Origin of the sequence: Acidovorax sp. Root217 (genome assembly GCF_001428645.1) — a bacterium.
Classification (GTDB): Bacteria; Pseudomonadota; Gammaproteobacteria; order Burkholderiales; family Burkholderiaceae_C; genus Acidovorax.
This window is the reverse complement of the sequence record NZ_LMIH01000012.1, coordinates 483,134-506,622: the sequence shown is the minus strand read 5'-3', so window position 1 is coordinate 506,622 and position 23,489 is coordinate 483,134. Positions and strand designations below refer to the sequence as shown.

The window sequence follows — 23,489 nt, the reverse complement described above, 5'->3', positions numbered from 1 at the left end:
CGGGGTCGTGATCCACAAGCGTGTCGACGGCATAGCGGGCCTTTCAGGGTTATTTTTCCAGCGCGTGCGCAAATGCTTCAGCACCGGCCGCAGCAGGTCCCTGGGCATCGGCCAGGCCCTGCACGTGCGCCTGCAGCCGGTCGGCCTGGGCGGCCCACAGCGGCGCCAGGTGCACGGCCCGTGCCCGCCATTCGGCGCAGCACGCCAGGGCCTCGTCCCAGTGGCCCGCATGCACATGGGCCTGCAAAGCCAGGCTGGTGGCCACGAGCGGCGCGTCGTCGCACGGGGTGTAGACATCGATGCCGCTGCTGCGGCCAGCCAGTACCACGGCGTCGAGCCAGAGCAGCTGCGGCGGTTGGACACCATCCTTCGGCAGCGCGCTGCGCGTGGCTTCGGACAGCAGGATGCCGGTGCCGAAGGCCTTGTTGGCGCCTTCCAGCCGGGCGGCGGTGTTCACCGCGTCGCCCACGGCGGTGTAAGTGAAGCGGCCTTCGGAGCCCAGGTGCCCCACGGCCGCCTCGCCCGTGTGCAGGCCAATGCGCAGCTGCAGCCCGGCAAAGGGGGTTCCTGCCCACTGACTGCGCAAGGCGTTCATTTCCACCTGCATCTCCTGCGCGCAGGCCAGGGCGCGTGCCGCGTGCTGCGGCTCGGCCACGGGTGCGTTCCAAAAGGCCATCACGGCATCGCCGATGAATTTGTCGAGCGTGCCGCCATGGCGGTGCACGGCATGGGTCATACGCGTGAAGTAGGCGTTGAGCGCACGCGCCACCGCCTCGGGTGGCAGGTGCTCGCTGGCCGAGGTGAAGCCCGCCAGGTCCGAGAACAGCAGCGTGAGCACGCGCCGCTCGCCGCTGATGGCCGGTGCCGCCCCACTGGCGATCAGCGCGCTGACCACGGCCGGCGGCACGTAGCGCCCGAAATCCAGCCGCAGACGCTCGCGCTGGCGCCGCTCACGCCAGTAGCTGTCGGTCGCGCCCACATTGAAGTGCAGCGCCAGCGCCACCAGCGTGGGCAGCGTGGGCCACCACACGCCCTGCAGGTAGGCCCACAGCCCGCCGATCAGCGCCAACAGGGCCAGTGCCACGCTCAGCCACACGGCCAGCCAGGCGCGCCAGCGCCGCGTGAGCGCCGCCACCAGGGCAATGGCCGCTGCCGCCTGCAGCAGCGGGCCCGCCGGGTGCGCGGGCACGATCCAGTCACCGGTCAGGCCGTTGATGAGTGCCGTGGCATGCAGCAGCACGCCCGACTGCGTGCCCTGGCCCAGCGCCCGCAGCGGCGTGGTGAACTGGTCCACCCCGCCCACCGGTGTGTTCTGGCCGAGCAGCAGCAGGCGCCCCTGCAGTGCGCCAGGCGGCAGCTGCCGCGCCGGGTCCAGCGCCTGGGTGTAGTGCACGTAAGGCAATGCCACCTCGAGGGCGTAGTAGCGCAGCAGCGCGCCGGGTGGCGGTGCCACGATGGTGCGGCCCGCCGCCTGCGCGAGTACACGCCACATGGCATCGCTGTGCCCGGGTGCGCTGCGCTGCACGCCGTCATCGTCGGGGTGCATGCCCACGTCGCCGTGGCGCGCCTGGTCGAAGACGGACATCACCGTCTGCTGGTACTGCGCCACCTGCCCGCTCTGGACGGCCACCTGGGCGCTGGCCAGCACCACCGGCATACGCCCCTGCAGGGCTAGGCCCAGGGCCGCATCGTCCTCAGGGGACTGGGCGGTGGACAGCAGCAGGTCGATGCCGAGCCCCGCTGCGCCGGACGCGGAAAGCGCGTCGACCAATTGCGCATGCAGCCGCCGGGGCAGCGGAGGCGCGGCCTGCAGGGCCGCGAGGCTGGGCTCGTCGATACCGACGACCACCACACCGGCATCGGGCCGCACGGGCGCCGTCAGGCTGCTGAAAAGATCGTATTCCAGGCGCTGCAGCGGCTGCCAGACCGGCAGCAGGTGCAGCACGGCCAGCAGCACCAGCGGCACCAGCAGGCGCAGCGCCCACTGGCGCCCCGCATCCCCTGCCAACGCCGACCGGATCCAGGCCATACAACTCCCATCATATGTAACGCACTGTATCCCAGGGCGCCGCTGCAGCAAAGCCTGCTGTCTATCCGCCCACACTGGCTTAGACTGGCCCGACGCCTACCGGAGACTTCCATGAAAACCTTGATTGCATCCGCCGCCCTGCTGGCTCTGCTCGCGGGCTGCGAATCGGCCACCACCCGCCCGCCCTCGGGCCCCATGGCCTCGGGTCGGGACCGGACCTTCAGCGTACCGGTGTATGGCGCCGACGCCTCGCCGGCTTACAACGCGGCCACCCGCGAATGCCAGAAGCTGGCCCTGTTCCCCAAGCTGCTGCGCAACGAGGGCTCGCGCCTCGTCTTCGAGTGCGTGAGCGAAAACCCCAATCGCTGAGCCCGATGGCCAGGTGCCGAACTGCTGCCGTCGCCGCTGTGCTCGCGCTGGCCACGGGTCTGCCCGCGCTGGCCCAGGTGCGCCACGACCGGCAACACCCGGTGTGGACCAACAGCCTGGGCATGCCATTCGTGCAGGTGCCCGCGGGCAGCTTCGTGATGGGCGGTGTCGAGGCCCCCGATGTGCTCGCACAAGCCTATCCGCTGCTGGAGCCCAAGCGCTTTGCCGAACTGACCGATGAGGCCCCGGCCCACCGCGTGATAATCGGCCAGGCCTTCTACCTGGGGCAGCACGAAGTCACGGTAGGCCAGTTCCGGCGCTTCCTCGCAGCGTCGGGCTACCAGCCCGAATCGGAGGCCGACGGCACCGGCGGCTATGGCTACAACGCTCTGTACGACCCGGCCACCACGCGGCGCGGCGATGCCTTCGAAGGGCGCGACCCGCGCTACTCGTGGCACAACCCGGGTTTCCCGCAGGGTGACGACCACCCCGTGGTCAACGTCACCTGGAACGACGCCCAGGCCCTGGCCCAGTGGCTCAGCCGCACCGAAGGCCACCGCTACCGCCTGCCGACCGAGGCCGAGTGGGAATACGCCTGCCGCGCCGGCACGCGCACCCGCTACCCGCATGGCGACGACCCGGAGGGGCTGCTGAAGAACGCCAACACCTTCGACCAGGACGCAGCCCCCTACTGGCTGCGCTGGCAGCAGCATGCGCTGCGCGGCAGCGACGGCCACGCCTTCACCGCCCCCGTAGGCAGCTACGCGCCCAGTGCCTTCGGCCTGCAGGACATGCTGGGCAATGCCTGGGAGTGGGTGGCCGACTGGCATGGCGACACCTACTACGCCGAATCACCGGTCGTGGACCCCGGGGGCCCGGCCGAGGGCAGCGTGCGCGTGCGCCGCGGGGGCTCCTGGCACACCTGGTCTTTCTACGCACGCTGTGGCTACCGCAACTGGAACAGCCCGCAGACCCGCTACACCCTGGTGGGCATGCGGCTGCTGCGCGAAATCGCGCCCTCCGCAGCCGCCCGGCCCGGCCCGCGCCCGGCAGCCACGCACCGCCTGTCATCGCCCGTGGCACGGTGAACAACTGTCAAACCTGGCGATCCCCAAGATGGGGCATGGAATGGGCCGCCGCACATCGCGAATAATGCACAGTTAATCTTGAATGGAACGAACCATGCGCATAGCGGCGTTAGACGACGATGCGCTTCAGCTGGATCTGATCAAACAGGCCACCGAAGCGATGGGGCATGTGTGCCATACCCACCTGACCGGTGCCGCGCTGATGCGCGAGATGCGCCGCGAAACCTTCGACCTCCTGATCGTGGACTGGCACCTGCCCGACACCACCGGCCCCGAGGTGGTGCGCTGGGTGCGCGAGAACGTGGGCAAGCAGTTGCCCATCCTGTTCGTGACCAACCGGCAGGAAGAGCGCGACATCGTCGAAGGCCTGGGCAGCGGGGCGGACGACTTCATGGTCAAGCCCGTGCGCATTGGCGAGCTCAATGCGCGCGTGGCCGCGCTGTTGCGCCGAGCCTACCCGCAGAGCACCGGTGGTGCGCTCGATTTCGGGCGCTACAGGTTCTTCCCCGAATCGCGCTCGCTGGAGATCAATGGCACGCCTGCCGAACTCAAAAACCGCGAATACGACCTGGCCCTGTTCCTGTTCCAGAACATGGGGCGCCTGCTCTCGCGCGACCACCTCAAGGAGGTGATCTGGGGCCAGGGTTCGGACGTGCTGTCGCGCTCGCTCGACACCCATGTCTCGCGCCTTCGCACCCAGCTGGACCTGCGCCCGGCCAACGGCTACTTCATCACCGCCGTGTATGGTGTGGGCTACCGGTTCGAAGCGGTCGAGCCTGGTCGCTAGTGCTGCACCTGGCGTCCCATGGCGCCATGGATACAACGGTTCTGAATGAAGCTTTGCCGCGCTCTGCGGCACCTAGGAGAGTTGACGTGGTCATCCACCGCCTTGCATTGCCCTTGTCGGCCGTTGCCCTGCTCACGGCGGGCATCGGTTGCGCGCATGCGCAAACCACCCCCGACACGCAGACGGACGAAATCCCGCACACCGTGCGGGCCGGCGACACGCTTGAAGGCCTGGCCAACACCTACCTGGACAATCCACGCCAGTGGCTGCTGCTGCAGCAGCGCAACAAGGTGGCCAACCCCAGGCGCCTGCAACCGGGCTCCACCGTGTGGATCCCCGTGCGCCTGCAGCCCAAGGCCTCGGCCCAGGTGGAATTCGTGCACGGCAGCGCCACGGCACAGCCCGGCGCCCAGGCCGCAGCCCAGCCTGTGGCGCAAGGTGCCCGCCTGGACGAAGGCACCCGCCTGCAGGTGGGGCCGGACAGCTTCATCGCCGTGCGCCTGGCCGACGGCACACTGGTGCGCGTGCAGGCCCAGTCCGACCTGCAGTTGCGCCAGTTGCGCCGCCGCGGGCGCGCAGGCAGCGTGCAATCGGTGCTGGAGATGCGCGCCGGCAGTGTGGAGTCGAGCGTGACGCCCAGCGCCGATGCCCTGCGCCGTTTCGAGATCCGCACGCCGCGCGCCGTGACCAGCGTGCGCGGCACCGAGTTCGGCGTGGCGCTGGCGGCCTCGGGCCAGGCCACGGCCTCGGTGCTGGAAGGCTCGGTGGCCGTGCAGTCGCGTGCCGAGAATGCCGCGCAACCGGCCCCCGACACCACCTTGCTGGCCCGTGGCCAGGGTTTGTCCGTCGCGCCCGATGGGACGCTGGGTGCACCACGCAACCTGCTGGCGCCGCCCGATCTGTCCACCGTACCCGCCCAGCTGCACGACCTGGGCCTGCTGGCCATCAATGTCCCTGCGACCCCTGGCGCCACGGCCTTCACCGCCCAGGTGGCGCGCGATGCGGCCATGACGCAGGTGCTGCGCAGCGGCCGCTTTGCCGATGGCCAGTTGCGCTGGGCGGCACTCGACGATGGCAGCTACCACCTGGCCGTGCGCGCCGTTGACGAGGCCGGCATTGCCGGCCTGCCGGCCACGCGCCCCATCACCATCAAGACCCGGCCGGTGCCGCCGCTGTACCAGCAGCCGGCCCCCGGCGCCGTGCTGCCGCGCGTGACCGGCGCGCTGCGCTGCACCGAGGTCCCGGGTGCCCGCTGGTACCGCATCCAGGTGGCGGCCAGCGCCGACTTCGCCACGCCGTTGCTGGACGAGGGCCGCCTCGGCACCTGCCAGCTGACGCTGGCCACACTGCCCCTGGGCAACTACTTCTGGCGCGCGGCCACCATCGCAGAGCCCGCCGGTGGCGCACTGGACCAGGGACCGTTCGCACCCGCGCAGCCCTTCGCCGTGGCCCAGCAGCCCGCTGCGCTGGACCTGTCGGCCATGCAGGCGACGGATGGCGACACCATCGTGCGCCTGCACTGGCCCGCCCAGGCCGGCCAGCGCTTTCGCGTGCAGCTGGCACCGGACCTGGAGTTCAAGACCATCACCCAGGACATCCAGCTCGACGAGCCCCGCTGGACCTCTGCGGATGGCTTGGCTGCAGGCACCTACTTCGTGCGCATCCAGGTGCTGGACCCCTCGGGGCTGCAAAGCGAGTTCTCACCGCCGCGCAGCATCCGCGTGGGCACGGGGCTGAATACCAGCTCCGGGCTGCCCCTGTCCACCATGGGCGGTGAGCCCGTGCGCCGCCCCTGAGCCCTTGCGGTCGATGCCCACGCCGCATTCCCGCACGCGAAACCAGCAGCGGCGGGTCGAATGGGCCGCCATCGCGCTGACGCTGCTGGCCCTGGTCGCCTGGCTGAGCACGCCCAGCATGCTGCCGCGCACCAACCACCTGGTGCAGGACACCGGGCTGCGCCTGGTGTCGCGCCCGGCGCAAGCCGATATCGCCGTGATCGCGGTGGACGACCGCAGCATCGGCGTGATCGGCCGCTGGCCCTGGCGGCGCGCACTGCACGCACAGCTGGTCCAGAACGTGTCGCGCCAGGCACCGCGGGTGATCGGCATGGACGTGCTGTTCAACGAGGAAGACCTCGACTACCCCGAGGACGACCTGCTGCTGGCCGATGCCGTGGCCCGAAGCGGCCGGGTGGTACTGCCGGTGATGCAGCGCCAGGGTCCATCCGAGCCGGGCGACGGTGCGGACCGCCCCACTCCTGCACTGGAGCAGGCCGCTGCCCGACTGGGGCATGTGCACGTGGCCGCGGACGAGGACGGCGTTGTGCGCAGCCTGTACGCGCGCGAGGGGCCGGCCAGTGCGCCCTGGCAGCACTTCAGCCTCGCCATGCGCTGCGTGGCCACGCCATCGCTCGGTGGCTGCCCGCCGGCACGCTGGAGCGATCCCCCGGCCGATGGCGCCCGCTGGGAACGCGCGGGCCGCCGCCTGATTCCCTACGCGGGCGGGCCGGGGCATTTCACCACCTACTCCTACATCGACGTGCTGCGCGGCGAAGTGCCGGCTGATGCCTTTCGCGGCAAATACGTGCTCGTGGGCTCCATCGCCGCCGGGCTGGGCGACATGTTCGCCACCCCGGTGGGCCAGGAATCGCGCCTGATGCCGGGTGTGGAAGTGATCGCCCAGGTGCTCGACGCCGACCTGGCGGGGGTGCAGATCCACAGCGCGCCGCCCGCGCTGAACATGGCCTTCAATCTGCTGCCGGTGGTGCTGGCGCTGGTGGCGCTGCTGCTGCTCGGGCCCTTCGCGGCCCTGCTCACCAGCATTGCCTTGGGGGCGCTGACCCTGGCCATGGCCGTGGTGCTGCCGGTCTGGAGCGGCATGCAGTTCGCGCCCGCCGCCGCCCTCATCGGGCTGGTGCTGGCCTATCCGCTGTGGAGCTGGCGGCGCCTGAGTGCCGCAGCCCAGTTCCTCAGGCTGCAGATGGAAACCCTGCAGCGCCAGGGGCTGGTGATCCCGCTGCGTGGCCCGGCGGCCAGCAGCGGCGACTTTCTGGAGCGGCGCATCAATGCGGTGGAATACGCCTCGCGCCAGTTGCGCGACATGCACCATTTCGTGAGCGAGAGCCTGCAGCAACTGCCTTCGCCGACCATGGTCTGCGACACTGAAGGCCGTATCCTGCTGGCCAACACGGCTGCGCGGCGCCATGTGCTGGGCATGGCCGAGGTCGAGGGCGACCCCATGGTCTGGCCCCTGCAGGGCCGCCAGATCACTGACGTGCTGGGCGACTTGATCGACATCGCCACCGAACAGCCACTGGTGACGCAGGAGCGGCTGGCCAACGGCAACCTCCCGGCCCGCCGGGAGGGGCGCGATGCCAAGGGCCGCAGCGTGCTGGTGCAAAGCCGCCAGTTCACCGACCTGGCGCAATCGGGCTGGCTCGTGACCCTGGTGGACCTGACCGAGATACGCAGCGCACTGCAGCAGCGCGACGAGGCCATGCACTTCATCTCGCACGACATCCGCGCGCCCAATGCGTCCATCCTCACCCTGCTCGAAATGCACCAGGCCTACCCGGGCCGCATGTCGGACGCGGAACTCATGCAGCTCATCGCGCGCTACGCGAAGAGCTCGCTGGGCATGGCCGAGAATTTCATTCAGTTGGCCAGCGCCGAGTCCCAGGCGATGCGGCGGGAACCCCTGGACTTGGCCGACGTGCTGCACCAGACCGTGGACGAGGCCTGGGTGCTGGCGCGCGATGCCGACGTGCAGGTGCTGGTGGCCGATGCGCCGGAAACCGCCCCGTGCATGGGCGACCGCTCGCTGCTGTGCCGGGCGCTGGCCAATGTGGTCAACAACGCCATCAAGTACAGCCCACGCGGCAGCACCGTGCGCTGCACCCTGGCGGCTCGACCGGGTCACTGGGCCATTGCCGTGCGCGACGAAGGCCCGGGCATTGCGCCGGCTCTGCAGGACAAGCTGTTCGCCCCGTTCCAGCGGCTGCATGACCGCAGCCACCCCGGCATTGCCGGCGTGGGCCTCGGGCTGGCCCTGGTGCGCACCGTGGTGCAGCGCCATGGCGGCAGCATCGAGGTCGAGAGCGACGAAGGAAAGGGCGCGGAGTTCAGGCTGGTGCTGCCGCAGGGCGAGGCACCGCCCGATTGAATCGCAGCGAGGCCGATCAGGCCGTGGCTTCGGCTTCCAGGTGCACCTGGTCGGCCAGGGCATCGCCTTCACCGGCCAGCAGACCGATGCAATCGAGGGCCGTGGGCGGATCGCAAGGCTCAGCGTACACGCGCAAGGCAATGTCCTGCGCGGCGGGCGAGAAGAACAGCCACAGCTTGTCGGCCTGCTTGTCGTAGCACGAGAACAGCGCCCGCCTGGAGCCTGCCGGCGAAATCAGGAACTGCGACATGAACATCTGCTGGATGCGCTGGGTGGGCTCGAAGGCCTGGGCATCGTTGCCCAGCGACAATTTGTACCAACTTTTCATAGGAGCCTTTCGACCACAAGGTCTGTGTGTGCTGGCTCCATCGTATTTTCGACTGCGGGTTTTCCCACCTCTTCGAAGGCGCATAGGCCTGTAGGACTGCGACCACCGGGCGCGAAGGAGCGCGATCAGTGCTTGCCCAGATAGGCCTCGCGCACGGCAGGATCCGCCAGCAAGGCCTGCGCCGGTCCCGAAGACGCGATCTCCCCGGTCTTGAGCACGTAGGCGCGGTCGGCCACCTTGAGGGCCTGGTTGGCCATCTGCTCCACCAGCAGGATGGTCATGCCGCGCTGCTTGAGCGTGCGAATCACCGCAAAGATCTCCTTGACGATCAGCGGCGCCAGGCCCAGCGAGGGCTCGTCGAGCAGCAGCAGGCGCGGGCGCGCCATCAGCGCACGGCCGATGGCCAGCATCTGCTGCTCGCCACCGCTCAGGGTGCCGGCCATCTGGTGCTGGCGCTCGCGCAGGCGCGGGAAGGTGGTGAACTGCTCTTCGAGGTCGGTTTCGACCGCGGGATTGCCTGCGGGCCGCAGGTAGGCGCCCAGCAGCAGGTTGTCGCGCACGCTCTGGTCCGGGAACACCTGGCGCCCCTCGGGCGACTGGGCAATGCCCAGGGCCACGCGCCGGTGGGCCGGCGTGCGCGCCAGGTCCTGGCCCTCGAACACGATGCGCCCGCCGGCGCAGGGCTCCAGGCCCGAAATGGCCTTCATCAGCGTGCTCTTGCCGGCGCCGTTGCCGCCGATGAGAGTGACCACCTCCCCGGCCGCCACCTCCAGGCTCACGCCCTTCAAGGCATGGATGGCGCCGTAGTTCACCGCGAGTTGTTCGATTTGGAGCATGGGCGACGTCTCAGGCAAGGGCATGGGGTGGTGTGGCGGGGCTCTCGTCCTCGTCATCCACACCCAGGTAGGCGGCGATCACTTTGGGGTCCAACTGCATGGCGGCGGGCGCGCCTTCGGCGATCTTGGCGCCGTAGTCGAGCACCACCACATGGTCGGACACGGCCATCACCAGGTCCATGTGGTGCTCGATCAGCAGCACGGTGATGCCCTTGGCGCCGATGCGCCGGATCAGCTCGGTCAGCGCCTGCGTCTCCTGGGGGTTCAGGCCGGCGGCCGGCTCGTCGAGCAGCAGCAGGCGCGGCTGCGTGGCCAGCGCGCGCGCCAGTTCCAGCCGGCGCTGCAGGCCGTAGGGCAGGCTGCCGGCCTCGTCGTGGGCACGGTCCAGCATGCCCACGAACTGCAGCAGGCGCACCGCCTCCTCGCGCGCCTGGCGCTCCTCGCGCCGCGCTGCGGGCAGGCCGAACAGGCTGGCCGCAAAGCCCACGCGCAGGTGCGGGTGCAGGCCCACCAGCACGTTGTCGAGCACGCTCATGTGCGTGAACAGCTTGAGGTTCTGAAAGGTGCGCCCTATGCCCAGCCGGCAGATCTGGCTGGCGCGCACGCGGGCGATGCCCTGGCCCGCAAATTCGATGCGCCCCCGGTCCGGCGCCACGATGCCCGACAGGATGTTGAGCAGCGTGGTCTTGCCGGCACCGTTGGGGCCTATCAGCGCATGCACGTGCCCCGCGCGCAGCGACAGGCTGACCTCGTTGGTCGGCACCACGCCGCCATAGGCCTTGTACAGCCCGCTGGCACTGAGCACCACACCATCGGCAGGGGCAGCCGGTGCCTGGCGCGGCGACCACTCGCCCTGCACCACCAGCAATGGCGGCACCTGGTGCAGCCGCGGCCACAGGCGCCGCCCCAGCCGCTGCAGCGCACCGGCCAGGCCCTGCGGCATGGCGTACAGCGCAAACAGCAGCAGCGCCCCATAGGTGAAATGCTGCAGCCCGGGCCAGCGCGCCAGGAAGGCATCGAGCAAGGTCAGCGCCACGGCGCCCACCGCCGGCCCCATGATGGAGGGGCCGCCGAACAGCACGATGAGCAGCAGGAAGATCGACAGGTTGAAGCTGATGAAGTCGGAGTTGATGTACTGGTTCTGCTGCGCCACCAGGGCCCCGGCCACGCCGCAGGTGACGGCGCTGATGACGAAGGCCAGCACCTTGGTGCGGTAGACGTCGATGCCCACGCTCTCGGCCGCCACCTCGGCGGCCTGCACCGCCTGGAAGGCACGGCCGTACTTGCCGCCCAGCAGAGTGCGCAGCATGAGGTGCGTGGCCAGCGCGAAGGCCAGCACCAGCCAGGCCCAGCCGCGCATGTCCAGCATGCGCCCGCCGATGGACGGCGGCACGATGCCGTAGATGCCCTGCTGGCCGCCGAAAGGCACCTGCCATTCGGTCACGATCTTTTCGACCACGATGCCGAAGCCGATGGTCACCATGGCCAGCGACGGGCCCTTGACGCGCAGCGAGGGCAGCGCGATCAGCACGCCGAAGAGCCCCGCCACCACGGCCGCGGCCACCAGCGCCAGCCAGGGGTTCCAGCCCGCCTGGGCAGTGAGCAGGGCCGCCGTATAGGCCCCGGCGGCGAACAGCCCGGCATGGCCGAGCGACTTCTGCCCGCTCCAGCCCACCAGCACGTTCAGGCCGGCAGCGGCCAGGTAGTACATGCCGGCCGTGAAGATGATCTTGAGGTAGAAATCGTTGCCGATCGCCAGGGGGACCAATGCCGCAGCCGCGGCGGCTGCGATGAACGCAAGGGTATGGGTGCGCATGGTGCGGTCACACCTTCTCGAAAGGCTTCTGGCCGAACAGCCCTTCGGGCTTGACCACCAGCACCAGGATGATGAGCGCAAAGACCGTGATCTCGCGCATCTCCGCGCGCCACAGGCCCACCAGCGCCTCGATGCAGCCGAGCATGAAGCCCCCGGCAATGCAGCCGCGCGGGTTGGTCAGGCCGCCCACGATGGCCGACGAGAAGGCCTTGAGCGCGATGGCCAGGCCCATGAAGACCGAGGCCGTGGTGATGGGCGCGATCAGCAGGCCGGCCAGCCCCGCCAGGCTCGACGAGATCACGAAGGCCAGCACCACGATGGCGCCCACGTTGATGCCCATGAGGGCCGCGGCCTGCTTGTTCACCGCCACTGCGCGCACGGCCTTGCCGACCTTGGTGCGCCGCAGCACGTAGTCCAGCACCAGCATGACCACCGCCGTCACGCCCAGCACCAGGATCTCCTGCGCGCGGATGCCAGCCCCGGCGATGCGGATCACCCCGTCGCCCAGCGGCGAGGGCATGGCCATGGAGCCGGGGCCCCAGATGGCGAGCGCCGTGTTCTGCACGATGATGCCGAAGCCGATGGTGCTCATGACCCAGGCCATGCCGGTGGCACCCACGAAGGGCCGCACCGCCGTGAAGTACAGCACCACGCCGAGCAGGCCCAGCACCACGAGCGAGACCAGCAGCGCCAGTCCATAGCGCGCAAACGTCACGTCCGCCGCAGCCAGCACGCCGGTGTGGCCCTTGCCCGAGAGCAGCAGCAAGGTGGCCACCGCGATGAAGGAGCCCGCGACCAGGAACTCGCCCTGGCCGAAGTTGAGCGTCTTGGTCGTCGTGTGGGTGATGCTGAAACCCAGGGCGACGAGCGCATAGATTCCACCAAGGGCCAGGCCGCTCAGCAAGGCTTGCAATACGTTGGTCATGGGGTGCCGTCTCCGGGCCTGCCGCGCTGCGGGCTTACTTCTTGTAGTCGGCCGGCGTCAGCGCCTTGGTGATGGCGTCTTCATAGGCCGACACCTTGCCATCGCGCCAGCGGGCCAGGTGGAAGTCGGCCACCGAGAGCGCCTCGTGGTCGCCCTTGGCAAAGGGCTTCTGGTAGAGCTTCACGACGCCCTGGGTGTCGGGCAGGCCGTTCTCCAGCGTGGCGGCGAGCTTGTCGCCATCGGTGCTGCCGGCCTTCTTCACGGCGGCGGCCAGCAGCATCACCGAGTCGTAGGACTGCGCGGCCGCCACGAAGGTGGGCAGCTGTGGGTAGCGCTCGCGCACGCGGGCGGCCAGCGCCACGGCGCGCGGGTTGCTGTCTTCGGCCGTGGAGGTGGCGAAGATGATGTGCTCGGCCAGCTTCTTGCCCGCCGTGTTGAGCAGCGGCGTGCTCATGTTGCCCCAGGTGCCGAGCGTGGTGGGCATGTAGTTGATCTTCTCCATGCTGCGCAGCAGTTGGGCATTGGCGTCGGCCAGGCCGTAGACGATGAGCGTGTCGGCCCCGGCGTCTCGGATCTTGGCCAGCTGCGAGGTCATGTCCGTGTCCTTGGGGCCGAACTTCTCCACCGCCACGGCCTTGTTGCCGTGCAGGGCCAGCACCTCGGTCAGGTCCTTCACGCCCTGCTGGCCAAAGCCCGTGGAATCGGCGATGAAGGCAATCTTCTGGTTCTTGGTGGCCTTGACGGCATAGGCGATCAGCAGCGCGACCTGCTCGCGGTCCACCATGGACACGCGGTAGATGTAGTTCTGCGCCTCGCCCGCATAGCGTTTGGTGATGTCGGTGGCCGTGGCGACGGGCACGATCACGGGCACCTTCTTCTGCTGCGGTATGTGCAGCCAGGCCAGCGCATTGCCCGAGTTGGTGGGCCCGACCACGGCGGCCACCTTCTCGCTGTCGATCAGCTCGGTCATGTTCTGGATGGACTTGGGTGGCTGGCCGGTATCGTCGCGCACGATGCCCACCACCTTCCTGCCCAGCAGGCCGCCGGCCTTGTTGATGTCCTCGATGGCCAGATCGAACCCGTGGCGCGCGGCCACGCCCAGCTCGGCCGCGCCGGTGCCCGACTGGTCGGCATTGAAGCCGAAGCGGATGTCCTGCGCCTGGGCCGCGGACAGGCCGAGGGCCAGCGCAGCCGCCGCGAACAGCGGCCGCACAAGGGAAGGGATACGGGGATTCAGCTTCATGTCTTGTCTCCTGTCGTTGTCGTAAAAAAGGCGGCCCTTTGCGGGCCTGCCCAGCCTAGCCAGAACGTGATTACGCCCTAGCCCCGGATCTCTGCCAGCAACGCCAGCGCGCGGTCCACGCGCACGTCGTGCTCCTGCGCCATCTGCCTGGCGATGCGGTCAATCTCCTCGCCCGTGGCCCCTGCCACCAGCGCGATGTTGCGGGCATGCAGCGCCATGTGGCCGCGCTGGATGCCTTCTGTGGAGAGCGCGCGCAGGGCGCCCAGGTTCTGCGCCAGGCCCACGGCCACGGCCACCTCGCCCAGTTCCTGCGCCGACTGCACGCCGAGGATGCGCAGCGCCAGGCGCGCCAACGGATGGGTCCTGGTGGCACCACCCACCAGGCCCACGGGCATGGGCATCTCGATGGTGCCGACCAGGGCGCCGCTGGCGTCCTTCTCCCAGCGCGTGAGCGAGGTGTAGCGCCCGCCGCGGCAGGCATAGGCATGGGCGCCGGCCTCCACCGCGCGCCAGTCGTTGCCGGTGGCAACGATGACGGGGTCGATGCCGTTCATGATGCCCTTGTTGTGCGTGGCCGCACGGTAGGGGTCGATCACGGCGAAGGTGCAGGCGTCGACGATGCCTTCGATGATGCGCTCGCCGCTGTGCTCTGCCGTGGCCATCACCTCGGGCGTGAGGCGAACCCGCGCCCGCGCCAGGCGCAGGTCGGCCAGGTTCGAGAGGATGCGCAGGCGCACCGTGCCGCCGGTGATCTTCTCCACCAGCGGCGAGACGGCCTCGGCCATGGTGTTGACGGTGTTGGCGCCCATGGCGTCGCGCACGTCCACGATGAGGTGCATGACCACCATGGCGCCGCGCGGCGCATCGTCGAACACATGCACCTCGATGTCGCGGCAGCCGCCACCCAGGCCGATCAGCACCTTGTCGCGGCTGTTGGCCACGGCCAGGATTGCCTCGCGCTGCAGCAACAGGGCCTGGCGCGCGCCGTGCGGGTCCGCCAGCCCGAGGATCTGCACCTGGGCGCGCATCAACGGCCCGGTGCTCGATGCCTGGAAGCCCCCGCACTCGCGCGCCAGCTTGGCCATGTACGAGGCGGCGGCCACCACCGAAGGCTCCTCCACCACCATGGGCACCAGCACGTCGCGGCCATTGACCTGGAAGTTGCCAGCCACGGCCAACGGCAACTCGAAGGTGCCGATCACGTTTTCAATCATGCCGTTGGCCCGCTCCACGCCCAGGGCGCCCGGCTGGCCAAGCAGCGCGGCCTCGTCGGCCGTGAGCCCGGCGGCCCGCACCACGTGGTCGAAACGCTGTGCAGGGCTCAGTGCGCGGAAGTTGGGAAGGCGGGAGTCGGCGACCATGGTGGGATGTCCTCGGGATGTGATGGAGCGGACTCTAGGCCATCTGTACCAGTCGCAATGGGTACAGTTTGTAGGGACACTTCGTGCAACTGTCCAGGTACAGGCGGGCCGTGTCATAGTCCAGCGAGCCGCCCCAGACCACTGCACCGCCCGCGCATGAAAGCCTCCAAGCCCGCCTCCGTCACCCAGGCCCTGGCCGACTCCATTGACCGGCAGATACGGGATGGCGCCTACCGGGCCGGCGACAAGCTTCCCTCGCTGCGCGAACTGGCGCAACTGCACGGCTATGCCAAGAACACCATCGTCGCGGCCTTCGAGATGCTGGTGGCGCGCGGCCTGATCGAGCCGCGCCGGGGCTCGGGCTACTTTGTGCGCGCGCAGCCCAGGGCCCAGGCCAAGGAGGAAGAGGCCGGCTCGCTCGGCCGCGCCATGGACATCGTCTGGCTGATGCGCGAGCAGCTCAAGTCCGAGCCGGGGGCGCTGGCGGTGGGCGATGGCTTCCCGCCCGTGGAATGGCTGGCCGACGTGCGCCTGGACAAGTTCCACCACAAGGTGGTGCGCACCGGCCTCGGGGCCCTCTTTCGCTACGGCAACCGCTTTGGCTACGAGCCCCTGCGCCAGCACCTGGTGCGCAAGCTCGCCGACCTGGGCATCGGTACCGAGCCGCGGCAGATCGTGCTGACCCACGGGGCCAACGAGGCCATGGACATCGTCATCCGCTACTTCGTTCCGCCCGGCGCGCCGGTGCTGGTGGACGACCCGGGCTACTACCCGCTGTTCGGCAAGCTCAAGCTGGCGGGGGCGCACATCGTGGGCGTGCCGCGCCTGGCCGACGGGCCGGACCTGGAGGCGCTGGAGCAGTTGCTCATCGTGCACAAGCCCCGCCTGTTCTTCACCCAGTCGGTGGCGCACAACCCCACAGGGTCGGATCTGACCGCAGCCAAGGCCTTCCGGGTGCTGCAGCTGGCGCAGAAGTACGACCTGATGATCGTGGAGAACGACCCGCTGGCCGACTTCAAGCCCACCAGCGCGCCGCGCCTGTCCTCGCTGGACCAGCTCGAACGCACGATCTACATCGGCAGCTTCTCCAAGTCATTTTCCGCGGCGCTGCGCGTGGGGTACATCGCCTGCGGGGCCGACCTGGCCAGCGACATTGCCGACCTCAAGGCGCTGATCCACGTGAGCAGCTCGGAGTACAGCGAGCGCACGGTGGACGTGATCCTGAGCGAGGGCCACTACCAGCGCCACATCCAGCGCCTGCGCGAGCGTCTGGCCGCAGCCACCCAGAGCGCGCTGCAGATCTTCGACGCCGTGGGCGCCGAGGTGTTCACGCGCAACCCGCAGTCGCTGTACCAATGGGTGGCCCTGCCGGGCGTGCAGGACTCGCTGGCCTTTGCGCAGCAGATGCTGCCGCGCAAGATCGTCATGGCGCCGGGGCGCATCTTCTCGGTGGACTTCGCGGCGACTTCGCGCTGGTCGCGCTTCAACGTGGGCGCGGTAACCGACCCGCGCTTTGCCAAGGCCTTGCACAAGGCGCTGGTGCAGGCGGCGGAAGTGGCTGAACGGGGCCCGTAACCGGGCAGGTGGACCTGCCCCGCAATGGCCCACGCCTCGGTGATGCGCCGGCCGATCAGCGGTAGGTGAAGTTCGCGACGATGGGGATGGCGGCCGCCACGGGGGTGGTGATGGTCAGCGTGCCGGTCATGCTGCCCGAGTTGCCGTTGAAGGTGCAGCCCGACATGGTCCAGGTGGCCTGCGCCGCGCCTGCGTTCTGCAGCACCGTCTGCTGCAGCGCCGGGTCGTTGCAGAACGCGGTCTGGTTCGCGGGCTTGGGCACGTTGTTGATCGTGATCAGGGGCACAGGCGTACCCTGGGCCGTCACCCGGACATCCAGCGTGTAGTTGCTGGGCGAACCTGCATCGATCACCACATCACCGAAGCTCACCAGCGAGAAGGCAGGGCTGGTGAGGCTGACGGCGGGGTAGACCACGCCACCGAAGCTCAGCTGCGGAATGCGCAGCACATTGCCCGCCGAGGTGAAGCTGATGTCCGCCCCCACGCTGGCATCGTTGAGGCGCAGCTGGCCGGGCGAGACCAGCTGGATCACCACGTCGCGGAACTTCAGGTTGCCGTCGATCTGCAGGATGGGAAAGCGCAGGCGGCCCGTGGCCGCGTCGAACACGGCAGGGTCGGCCGCATGCGCGGGTGCTGCTGCCAGGCCAGCCATGGCGAGGGCCAGTGCGAGAGCGGAATTCCGGAGGGAGATCATGAAGCACATCCTTTGCGGGGAAAGAAACGGTGAAGTGAAACGTATCGGCAACTACAAATTCTTGCACAAGCCAGCATGCAGGCGGGCGGCCCGAACCCAACCAGCGCAGAACCGCCCGTACATGCGTCACGCACAGGAACCCAAGGATGCATCTTTTCACCCAACCCCGCCATCCGACAAAAGGGCGATGCATCCTATCCAACCTGAGCTTCAACACGTATGGCGACCGACTTGGGCCATGAGAAGCCACGCATCACCTACGGACCGTACTCCGGGGGACACTCGCTGGCTCCCATGAAGGAAGCCATCAAGGAGATTCGGTTTCCTGGGATCAATCAGGAAGCCTGACCTGGATCACCCCATGGGGGACGGAGATGTAGAGCCTGGAATCACGGATTGCAATACCGGCGGGGCGGCCGATGCTGCCTGGCAGATCCACCGCTGCAAATCCCCGGCGTCCCACCTGTCCCACGGGGGTGCTGACCTGGCCGTCAGGAGTGATCTTGCGGATCACACTGTTGGCAGGATCGGAGACATACACGTTGCCTTTGTTGTCCACCGCGAGGCTGGCGGTCTTTGGCTCCTCTTGCCAATCAACCGAGAACAGTGCCGCTGAACCAAGGCCATCGGCATGGCCGGGGGGGGCATCAGGGTTACCTGCCAAAGTGCTGACGAGCCCAGACGGAGTGATCTTGCGGATGGTTGGACCCAAGCTCTTGAAGTTATTCAGGCTATCGACCACATAGAGGTTACCGGCTGCATCGGTGGTCATGTTGCCCAGCCACGAAAATCTTGCGGCTTGGCCTTGACCATCCCTGTGCCCCCACTGCGCTTCGCCGCCTGCGAACAATGTGGCTGTCCCTTTGGTATCTATTTTGAAAATGACTCCTTGGTAGGAGGACGCATAGACGTTGCCTGTGCTGTCCGCAGCAATGCCGGTGATGGGGTTGACGGCGGGTCTGCCCGTGCCCGTCGATGGATCCACAATCAGCAATGGATTCACATCCGCCAGAAGCACGGCCTCGCAATTGCGCAACTTCAGAATGCGGGAATCAATATAGGTGTAAAGGTTGCCTGCTCCGTCAGCGGCCAAGGCCGATCCGGGGACTGTGGCTATTCCACTTGGAAGAAATTCCTTGCCCAGGCCTGTGATCGAAGTGCACCGCCCTCCGGGCCGGCCCAGGGTGCCTACCAGACCGTCTGCTTGCACAGTGCGGATGGTGTCGTTGCCCTTGTCGCGCACATACAGCATCCCCGATGGATCGAAGGCCAGCGCCGAAGGCTGGTCAAAGCGCGCGGCATCGCCTGGCCCATCTTTGGCACCTGTGGGAGAAACCGGGCCTGCGACCACCGTGTACGTGCCCCGCTGTGTGTAGTTGCGCAACTGCACGTATTTATAGGAGGTACTGCTGCCGCCGATGCCTTCGGCCACCAGGAATTGGCCATCGGCTTTGGCCACCATGGTAATGGCCTGACACAGGTCATCGTTGCTGCGTCCGCTGTAATTGTGGCAGTCGGATGGGGCGCTGACCAGGGTCGTGACACGTCCATCGCTGCCGACATGGCGAATGCCAAGCCGTACATACCGTATGGACGGAGGGCCGAGCATAAGTTGGGTGGTCACCTCCTTGTCCAGCACGATCAGGCGATCCGCTGGGTCGAATGTGATGGCCACGATGGTGTTGCCGAGCTGCCCTTCGGTGCCCGACACCGCAGTGGCCAGGCCGTTTGCCGAGTACTTGAGGATCAGTCCGGAGTCTGCTGCGTAGAGAGTCCCCGCAGAATCAGTGGCGAGGAGTGGGTTGCGTCCTCTGGTTTGGCTGGCGATTGTGCTCACTGCACCATCCGCAGTGATCTTGCGGATTCGCCCTGTTTGAGTTTGACCAGGGAGATAAGCTTCTGACACATAGACTGTACCTGTCTTGTCGACGGCGATGCTGCTGGGGTTGCACAGGCTGGCGCCGTTGCCCACACCATCCTGATTGCCACATACCCCTGCCCGGCCAGCCAGGGTGGTCACGAGTCCTGCTGCGCTGATCTTGCGCACCAGGTGGTTCGCGGTATCGGCCACATAGGTGTTTCCTGCTGCGTCCACGGCAACCGCAGCGGGGCGGTAGAGCCGCGCGTTCTGGCCATTGCCGTCCGAATAACTGGATGGGGTGCCGGGAGTGGCGCCCGAAGGCACCCAGCCTCCGGCCAAGGTAGTGACTTGCTCGCCATTGGCGCTGAGCTTACGTATCAGGTTATTGTTGGTATCTGCGATGACCACCTCCCCCGATCTGGTCAAGGCCATTCCCCCCACGTTCGTGCTGAAGCTCGCGGTCGTGCTTGTGGGGCCGTCCTGATTGCCTTCACCGAGCGCATAACCAGCAAGGAGGGACAAGGTGGCCGAAGAAGCGGGCGGTGGGGCAGGCGATTCGACCGAACTGTCGGAACCGCCTCCGCATGCGGAGAGCATGGGAATCAATACGGCTAAAAGGCCGATGCGTTGCAGTCGCTTTTTGGGTGCTTGTTGTGTCATGAGTCGCCTTGTATGGGATATCTGTCTTTCACGCAGCGGCAGTGCCGCCAGCGCTACGCGGGCTGCAGTCACGCGGCCGCTGCGGCGGTGCTGTTGCTACTGGCGAGACCGCGAGAAGGGCTGGGTAATCGGGGCGGTGTGGTGGTCGTCATTGGCATGGTCGAAACCCTCTCGGTTCAAAAGATAAAAAAGACAGTCCACCTGTGCAGCGCGTGCAGCAGTGCAGCAGTGCAGCAGTGCGGCGGTGCGGCGGTGCGACGGTGCGGTGAGTCCCGCACACAAGGCAGGGCTGCACCGATCTTTGTCGAACAGTGGTGATCCGTCTGTGCCGAGTGTCACAAAGAGGTGCGCACACCCATTTGGGTGATGCCGGGCGATGGGCGAGCCAGGCCCGCGCGGAAGCCACGGTGGGCACTATCTTCATACGGCCTTTTGCACATGGCCGCACCCTGCGTGCCCCGCGGTCAACGGGGCGTGTAGCACGCGCCTGACGCGATCGCCGCCGTGACCGCACTCGCCGTACTGGCCACATTGGGGTAGACCGAGGGGGTGGCTGTGTGATCCAGCAAGCACAGGTGATTGCCCTTGCGCACCAGTACCACCGGCATGGCCTGCGATAGGCTCCAACCGTTCTTCAGGCCAGTGCCGTCCGGGCCGGGGACGCACTGGTCCTGCTCCCAGAAGCCAGTTGCAAGGATCCCAGGACCGCGCACCGCACCGCAACCGTGTCCACAGAGGCGGCGCCGATGACACCCGTGCCATTGCGCACCACGCAGCCAGTGCCCTGAGATTGGGTCTTGACCGTGACGGCATAGGCAGAACCTGCGGCCAACGGAGTGGTGAAGGTGAAGCCGCCGTCGGCGGTGAGCGGCAGATCTTCCCGGCCATTGGCCAATACCACTGAGGTTCCAGTGGGCACGCCGCTGATGATGCCGCCCAGGGTGTTGCGCTCGTTGGGCAGTTGCGCGCACTCGAGCAGCACTGAAGGGGAGTCCGCTGACAGTGCTCCTGTGCCCCTCGCCACCGTGCAACGCTGGCCCGTGGGCTGGCTCTTGACAGTGAAGGCATGGCCACCGCCAACAGGCCAAAAGCCAACTCGCAGGCCAGCCCCGTAGCCAGCAGCCCGGCAAAAGAAAAAGCCCCGAGCTATGGTTTAGATAGCATCGGGGCTCTGTCAGTGGCGGAGAGGGTGGGATTCGAACCCACGGTAGTGTTGCCACTACGCCTGATTTCGAGTCAGGTACATTCGACCACTCTGCCACCTCTCCTATGTGTCGAAGCCTGCGATTATAGCAGGCTTTTGGGGACGCTGAAGTTTCCGGCATTCAAGACGGGGCAACTTCTCCCATCCCGGAGTGCCCCATGCACTTGGCCGCGAGATGGTGGCACATGCCGCGCACGCCTGTAAGGGCTATACTCCGCGCGTTCTCTTTCTTGACTCTGCTGCTGCAAGAAGGACGTTTCCCGGGGTTCCGATCCCCGGGTGTCTTTCATCGTCTTCGAGCCAGGTTGCCTTTCAAGGCTCCACTCAGACGCGGCGAGCGCCACCACGGCCTCGCAGGATTTGCAGCCATGAGCACCTACCAACGACTTCAGCGCGCCTTTGCGCGCACCGGCATTGCGCTGGACTACCGCGACGGCATCTACCATGTGCGCGATGGCCAGGCCGAGGCCCACATTCTTTTGCCCGAAAGCCTCCCGCTGGAGGACAAGGCCGTTCGCCAGCTTCTGGCATTTGCAGCCGTGAAGCGCCCGGACGGGCACCACGCAGTCTGCAGGGCCTGTGCCACACCGGACTTCCACCCGGGCACCGTAGCGCCCGTCGGCAGCGTCGTGGCCACGCCAGCGGACTTCGTGATCCCAGCCGCGATAGGCACGGACATCAACTGCAGCGTTCGCCTGCTGACCACGGGCGCCCGGCTGGACCAGTTGGCTCCACACAAGGAGCGGCTGGTCGGCCTGCTCACAGCCAGCCTGCTGAACAACGGGCGCGACGTTCCGGTGACCACCCGGGCATTCCGCGCGCTCTTCGATGAAGGGCCGCAGGCCTTTGTAGACCGGCTGGGCAGCGACGGGATCTGGGCCCACACCGACACAGCGCGCTTGCATGCCGAGCTTGACCAATGCATTGGCCTGGCGAACTTCGGTGGCAGTTCACGCTACGCACCCGATGCCTATTTGCAGGAACGGCATGCCGTGTTCCGCGACCCCTGCCTGGGCACCGTGGGCTCGGGCAACCATTTCGTCGAGCTGCAGGTGGTCGAAGAGGTCCTGGACCGACACGCCGCCTACCGTGCCGGGCTGCACGCCGGTGACGTGGTAGTGATGATCCACAGTGGCTCACGCGATGTGGGCTTCTATGTAGGTCAGGCCTGGATGGACCGCGCAAAGGCGGAGTGGCCTCGCAGACTCAAGCATCCCGCCAGCGGCTTGTACGGGCTGTCTGGGCCTCTGGCCCATGAGTACTTGCAGGCCATGGGCGTTGCCGCCCGGTACGCATGGGCCAACCGCGTTGTGCTGGGCGAACTGGTGCGCAAGGACCTGGAGCAGGTCATCGGCGCATCCGGCTCGTGCCTGGTGGTGGACGTGCCGCACAACGTGGTCCTGCAGGAAAACGGGATGAACATTCACCGCAAGGGAGCCACGCCAGCAAACGAAGGCGACTTCGCATTGATTCCAGGGTCCATGGGGGATGCATCCTACCTGGTCACGGGCCTCGGGTCGGCCGACTGGCTCTGGTCATGCAGCCATGGAGCAGGTCGAAGCATGCGGCGCCAGGCCATGCGGGCGATGCGCCCGGACGCTGCTGGCGCTGCAGAGCAAAGCTGGCAGTGCGTGACCTTGCGCGAAGAGCGCCGCATCGAGGAAGCGCCGCATGCCTACAAACCCATCGGGCCGGTGATTGATGCCCAGGAGTCTGCGGGGCTGTTACGGGCGGCCGTGCGGCTCAAGCCCTGGGTGACATTCAAGGCCTGAGGCCTTTAGCCCCGGCGATTGCCGAGGCGGTTCGTTCAGGCCTTGCCCATGTAGTCCCGCTTGCCCAGCTCCACCCCGTTGTGGCGCGCCAGGGCGTAGGTGGTGGTCACGTGGAAGAAGAACTGAGGCAGGCCGTAGTGCAGCAGGTAGGCCTGGCCCAGGAACTGCTTTTCGCGCGGGGTGCCGGGTTGCAGGGTGATCTGGCGCGTGGCGGCCTCGGCGAAGTTCTCGGCGGGCAGGCCTTCGATGAAGGCCAGCACCGTGTCGATGCGCTCGTTCAGGTCGGCAAAGCCGGGGTGCTCGCCGTCCGGGAACGAGGGCACCTCGACGCCAGCCAGGCGGGCGCACACGCCCTTGGCGAAGTCGCAGGCGATCAGCACCTGGCGCGCCATGGGGAACATGTCGGGGTACAGGCGGGCCTGCAGCAGGGCGTCGGGCTCGATCTTGCGCGCTGTGGCGTGGGCCTCGGTCTTGGCGAGCACGTCCTTCAGGGCGCCCAGCATCTGGCGGAACACGGGGATGCTGGAGGTGTGCATGGGGTAGGTCATGGAGGGTCTATCCTGAAAGGGGGTGAGGGGAACGACGCGCGCTCTGAGAGCCTGGCACGCTGTCGGAAGCGCATTGCACCACAACGCGCCAAAAGCTGCAGGCGCGCGCCTGGACGCCTTGCCCGGCCATGAAAACGGGCCCGCAGGCCCGAGATTCGATGAGTGCAGCAATTCCGTATCAATTGTTCATGGCGCTGCGTAACACCCGCGACGCATGAAACCGGCGCTGCCA

The 23,489-nt window shown here is 67.7% G+C and carries 18 protein-coding genes and 1 tRNA gene; 7 read left to right on the top strand and 12 right to left on the bottom strand.

Annotation, left to right across the window (positions count from 1 at the left end):
* Window positions 1-49 precede the first annotated feature (49 nt).
* On the bottom strand, window positions 50-2,029 hold the full coding sequence (locus tag ASE31_RS12465; RefSeq protein ID WP_057201937.1) for an adenylate/guanylate cyclase domain-containing protein: 1,980 nt from the start codon (window positions 2,027-2,029) through the stop codon (window positions 50-52).
* Between the two features lie 111 nt (window positions 2,030-2,140).
* Here ASE31_RS12465 and ASE31_RS12460 point away from each other — a divergent pair, with 111 nt between their 5' ends.
* The 5 genes from ASE31_RS12460 (at window position 2,141) to ASE31_RS12440 (ending at window position 8,434) form a co-directional block, all read left to right on the top strand.
* Window positions 2,141-2,398 carry a hypothetical protein gene (locus tag ASE31_RS12460; RefSeq protein WP_057201936.1) on the top strand — a complete coding sequence of 86 codons (258 nt, stop codon included), beginning with the start codon at window positions 2,141-2,143 and terminating at the stop codon, window positions 2,396-2,398.
* 5 nt (window positions 2,399-2,403) lie between these two features.
* Complete coding sequence (locus tag ASE31_RS12455) at window positions 2,404-3,486, top strand: formylglycine-generating enzyme family protein (protein WP_057201935.1); 1,083 nt, start codon at window positions 2,404-2,406, stop codon at window positions 3,484-3,486.
* A gap of 94 nt (window positions 3,487-3,580) precedes the next feature.
* Window positions 3,581-4,273 carry a response regulator transcription factor gene (locus tag ASE31_RS12450; protein ID WP_057201934.1) on the top strand — a complete coding sequence of 231 codons (693 nt, stop codon included), beginning with the start codon at window positions 3,581-3,583 and terminating at the stop codon, window positions 4,271-4,273.
* An 86-nt stretch (window positions 4,274-4,359) separates the two neighbouring features.
* Complete coding sequence (locus ASE31_RS12445) at window positions 4,360-6,069, top strand: FecR domain-containing protein (RefSeq protein ID WP_082604131.1); 1,710 nt, start codon at window positions 4,360-4,362, stop codon at window positions 6,067-6,069.
* Between the two features lie 13 nt (window positions 6,070-6,082).
* Window positions 6,083-8,434: a CHASE2 domain-containing protein gene (locus ASE31_RS12440; protein ID WP_057201933.1), complete on the top strand. Its 2,352-nt coding sequence runs from the start codon at window positions 6,083-6,085 to the stop codon at window positions 8,432-8,434.
* Between the two features lie 16 nt (window positions 8,435-8,450).
* On the opposite strand, the gene ASE31_RS12435 is transcribed toward ASE31_RS12440, so the two are convergent.
* From ASE31_RS12435 to ASE31_RS12410, 6 genes are all read right to left on the bottom strand, one after another.
* On the bottom strand, window positions 8,451-8,762 hold the full coding sequence (locus tag ASE31_RS12435; RefSeq protein ID WP_057201932.1) for a hypothetical protein: 312 nt from the start codon (window positions 8,760-8,762) through the stop codon (window positions 8,451-8,453).
* A 125-nt stretch (window positions 8,763-8,887) separates the two neighbouring features.
* On the bottom strand, window positions 8,888-9,598 hold the full coding sequence (locus ASE31_RS12430; protein WP_057201931.1) for an ABC transporter ATP-binding protein: 711 nt from the start codon (window positions 9,596-9,598) through the stop codon (window positions 8,888-8,890).
* 10 nt (window positions 9,599-9,608) lie between these two features.
* On the bottom strand, window positions 9,609-11,414 hold the full coding sequence (locus tag ASE31_RS12425) for an ATP-binding cassette domain-containing protein (RefSeq protein ID WP_057201930.1): 1,806 nt from the start codon (window positions 11,412-11,414) through the stop codon (window positions 9,609-9,611).
* 7 nt (window positions 11,415-11,421) lie between these two features.
* Window positions 11,422-12,339 (bottom strand): branched-chain amino acid ABC transporter permease, encoded by a 918-nt coding sequence (locus ASE31_RS12420; RefSeq protein WP_057201929.1) that lies wholly within the window; start codon window positions 12,337-12,339, stop codon window positions 11,422-11,424.
* Window positions 12,340-12,373: 34 nt separating this feature from the next.
* Window positions 12,374-13,582 (bottom strand): ABC transporter substrate-binding protein, encoded by a 1,209-nt coding sequence (locus ASE31_RS12415; RefSeq protein ID WP_057201928.1) that lies wholly within the window; start codon window positions 13,580-13,582, stop codon window positions 12,374-12,376.
* 77 nt (window positions 13,583-13,659) lie between these two features.
* The gene (locus ASE31_RS12410) at window positions 13,660-14,943 is read right to left on the bottom strand and encodes a hydroxymethylglutaryl-CoA reductase, degradative (protein WP_057201927.1); all 1,284 of its coding nucleotides are present in this window, start codon (window positions 14,941-14,943) and stop codon (window positions 13,660-13,662) included.
* A 156-nt stretch (window positions 14,944-15,099) separates the two neighbouring features.
* Here ASE31_RS12410 and ASE31_RS12405 point away from each other — a divergent pair, with 156 nt between their 5' ends.
* Window positions 15,100-16,518: a PLP-dependent aminotransferase family protein gene (locus ASE31_RS12405; RefSeq protein ID WP_057201926.1), complete on the top strand. Its 1,419-nt coding sequence runs from the start codon at window positions 15,100-15,102 to the stop codon at window positions 16,516-16,518.
* Window positions 16,519-16,573: 55 nt separating this feature from the next.
* Here the strand turns inward: ASE31_RS12405 and ASE31_RS12400 are convergent, their stop codons facing one another.
* From ASE31_RS12400 to ASE31_RS12385, 4 genes are all read right to left on the bottom strand, one after another.
* Window positions 16,574-17,212 (bottom strand): hypothetical protein, encoded by a 639-nt coding sequence (locus ASE31_RS12400; protein ID WP_157412456.1) that lies wholly within the window; start codon window positions 17,210-17,212, stop codon window positions 16,574-16,576.
* 331 nt (window positions 17,213-17,543) lie between these two features.
* Window positions 17,544-19,733: a hypothetical protein gene (locus ASE31_RS12395; RefSeq protein WP_157412455.1), complete on the bottom strand. Its 2,190-nt coding sequence runs from the start codon at window positions 19,731-19,733 to the stop codon at window positions 17,544-17,546.
* Window positions 19,734-20,367: 634 nt separating this feature from the next.
* On the bottom strand, window positions 20,368-20,715 hold the full coding sequence (locus ASE31_RS12390; RefSeq protein ID WP_057201923.1) for a hypothetical protein: 348 nt from the start codon (window positions 20,713-20,715) through the stop codon (window positions 20,368-20,370).
* A gap of 196 nt (window positions 20,716-20,911) precedes the next feature.
* A tRNA-Ser gene (locus ASE31_RS12385) sits at window positions 20,912-21,001 on the bottom strand.
* A 304-nt stretch (window positions 21,002-21,305) separates the two neighbouring features.
* On the opposite strand from ASE31_RS12385, the gene ASE31_RS12380 reads away from it, so the two are divergent.
* On the top strand, window positions 21,306-22,709 hold the full coding sequence (locus ASE31_RS12380; protein WP_057201922.1) for an RtcB family protein: 1,404 nt from the start codon (window positions 21,306-21,308) through the stop codon (window positions 22,707-22,709).
* Between the two features lie 35 nt (window positions 22,710-22,744).
* Here the strand turns inward: ASE31_RS12380 and ASE31_RS12375 are convergent, their stop codons facing one another.
* Window positions 22,745-23,257, bottom strand: coding sequence for a DUF1993 family protein (locus tag ASE31_RS12375; protein WP_057201921.1), 513 nt, complete (start codon window positions 23,255-23,257; stop codon window positions 22,745-22,747).
* Window positions 23,258-23,489 lie beyond the last annotated feature (232 nt).

What these genes read in the sequence shown, in the direction of transcription:
- ASE31_RS12465 (WP_057201937.1), bottom strand. Translation starts at nt 2,029, where the DNA reads ATGGCCTGGATCCGGTCGGCGTTGGCAGGGGATGCGGGGCGCCAGTGG.
- ASE31_RS12460 (WP_057201936.1), top strand. Translation starts at nt 2,141, where the DNA reads ATGAAAACCTTGATTGCATCCGCCGCCCTGCTGGCTCTGCTCGCGGGC.
- ASE31_RS12455 (WP_057201935.1), top strand. Translation starts at nt 2,404, where the DNA reads ATGGCCAGGTGCCGAACTGCTGCCGTCGCCGCTGTGCTCGCGCTGGCC.
- ASE31_RS12450 (WP_057201934.1), top strand. Translation starts at nt 3,581, where the DNA reads ATGCGCATAGCGGCGTTAGACGACGATGCGCTTCAGCTGGATCTGATC.
- ASE31_RS12440 (WP_057201933.1), top strand. Translation starts at nt 6,083, where the DNA reads ATGCCCACGCCGCATTCCCGCACGCGAAACCAGCAGCGGCGGGTCGAA.
- ASE31_RS12435 (WP_057201932.1), bottom strand. Translation starts at nt 8,762, where the DNA reads ATGAAAAGTTGGTACAAATTGTCGCTGGGCAACGATGCCCAGGCCTTC.
- ASE31_RS12430 (WP_057201931.1), bottom strand. Translation starts at nt 9,598, where the DNA reads ATGCTCCAAATCGAACAACTCGCGGTGAACTACGGCGCCATCCATGCC.
- ASE31_RS12425 (WP_057201930.1), bottom strand. Translation starts at nt 11,414, where the DNA reads ATGCGCACCCATACCCTTGCGTTCATCGCAGCCGCCGCGGCTGCGGCA.
- ASE31_RS12420 (WP_057201929.1), bottom strand. Translation starts at nt 12,339, where the DNA reads ATGACCAACGTATTGCAAGCCTTGCTGAGCGGCCTGGCCCTTGGTGGA.
- ASE31_RS12415 (WP_057201928.1), bottom strand. Translation starts at nt 13,582, where the DNA reads ATGAAGCTGAATCCCCGTATCCCTTCCCTTGTGCGGCCGCTGTTCGCG.
- ASE31_RS12410 (WP_057201927.1), bottom strand. Translation starts at nt 14,943, where the DNA reads ATGGTCGCCGACTCCCGCCTTCCCAACTTCCGCGCACTGAGCCCTGCA.
- ASE31_RS12405 (WP_057201926.1), top strand. Translation starts at nt 15,100, where the DNA reads ATGAAAGCCTCCAAGCCCGCCTCCGTCACCCAGGCCCTGGCCGACTCC.
- ASE31_RS12400 (WP_157412456.1), bottom strand. Translation starts at nt 17,212, where the DNA reads ATGATCTCCCTCCGGAATTCCGCTCTCGCACTGGCCCTCGCCATGGCT.
- ASE31_RS12395 (WP_157412455.1), bottom strand. Translation starts at nt 19,733, where the DNA reads ATGACACAACAAGCACCCAAAAAGCGACTGCAACGCATCGGCCTTTTA.
- ASE31_RS12380 (WP_057201922.1), top strand. Translation starts at nt 21,306, where the DNA reads ATGAGCACCTACCAACGACTTCAGCGCGCCTTTGCGCGCACCGGCATT.
- ASE31_RS12375 (WP_057201921.1), bottom strand. Translation starts at nt 23,257, where the DNA reads ATGACCTACCCCATGCACACCTCCAGCATCCCCGTGTTCCGCCAGATG.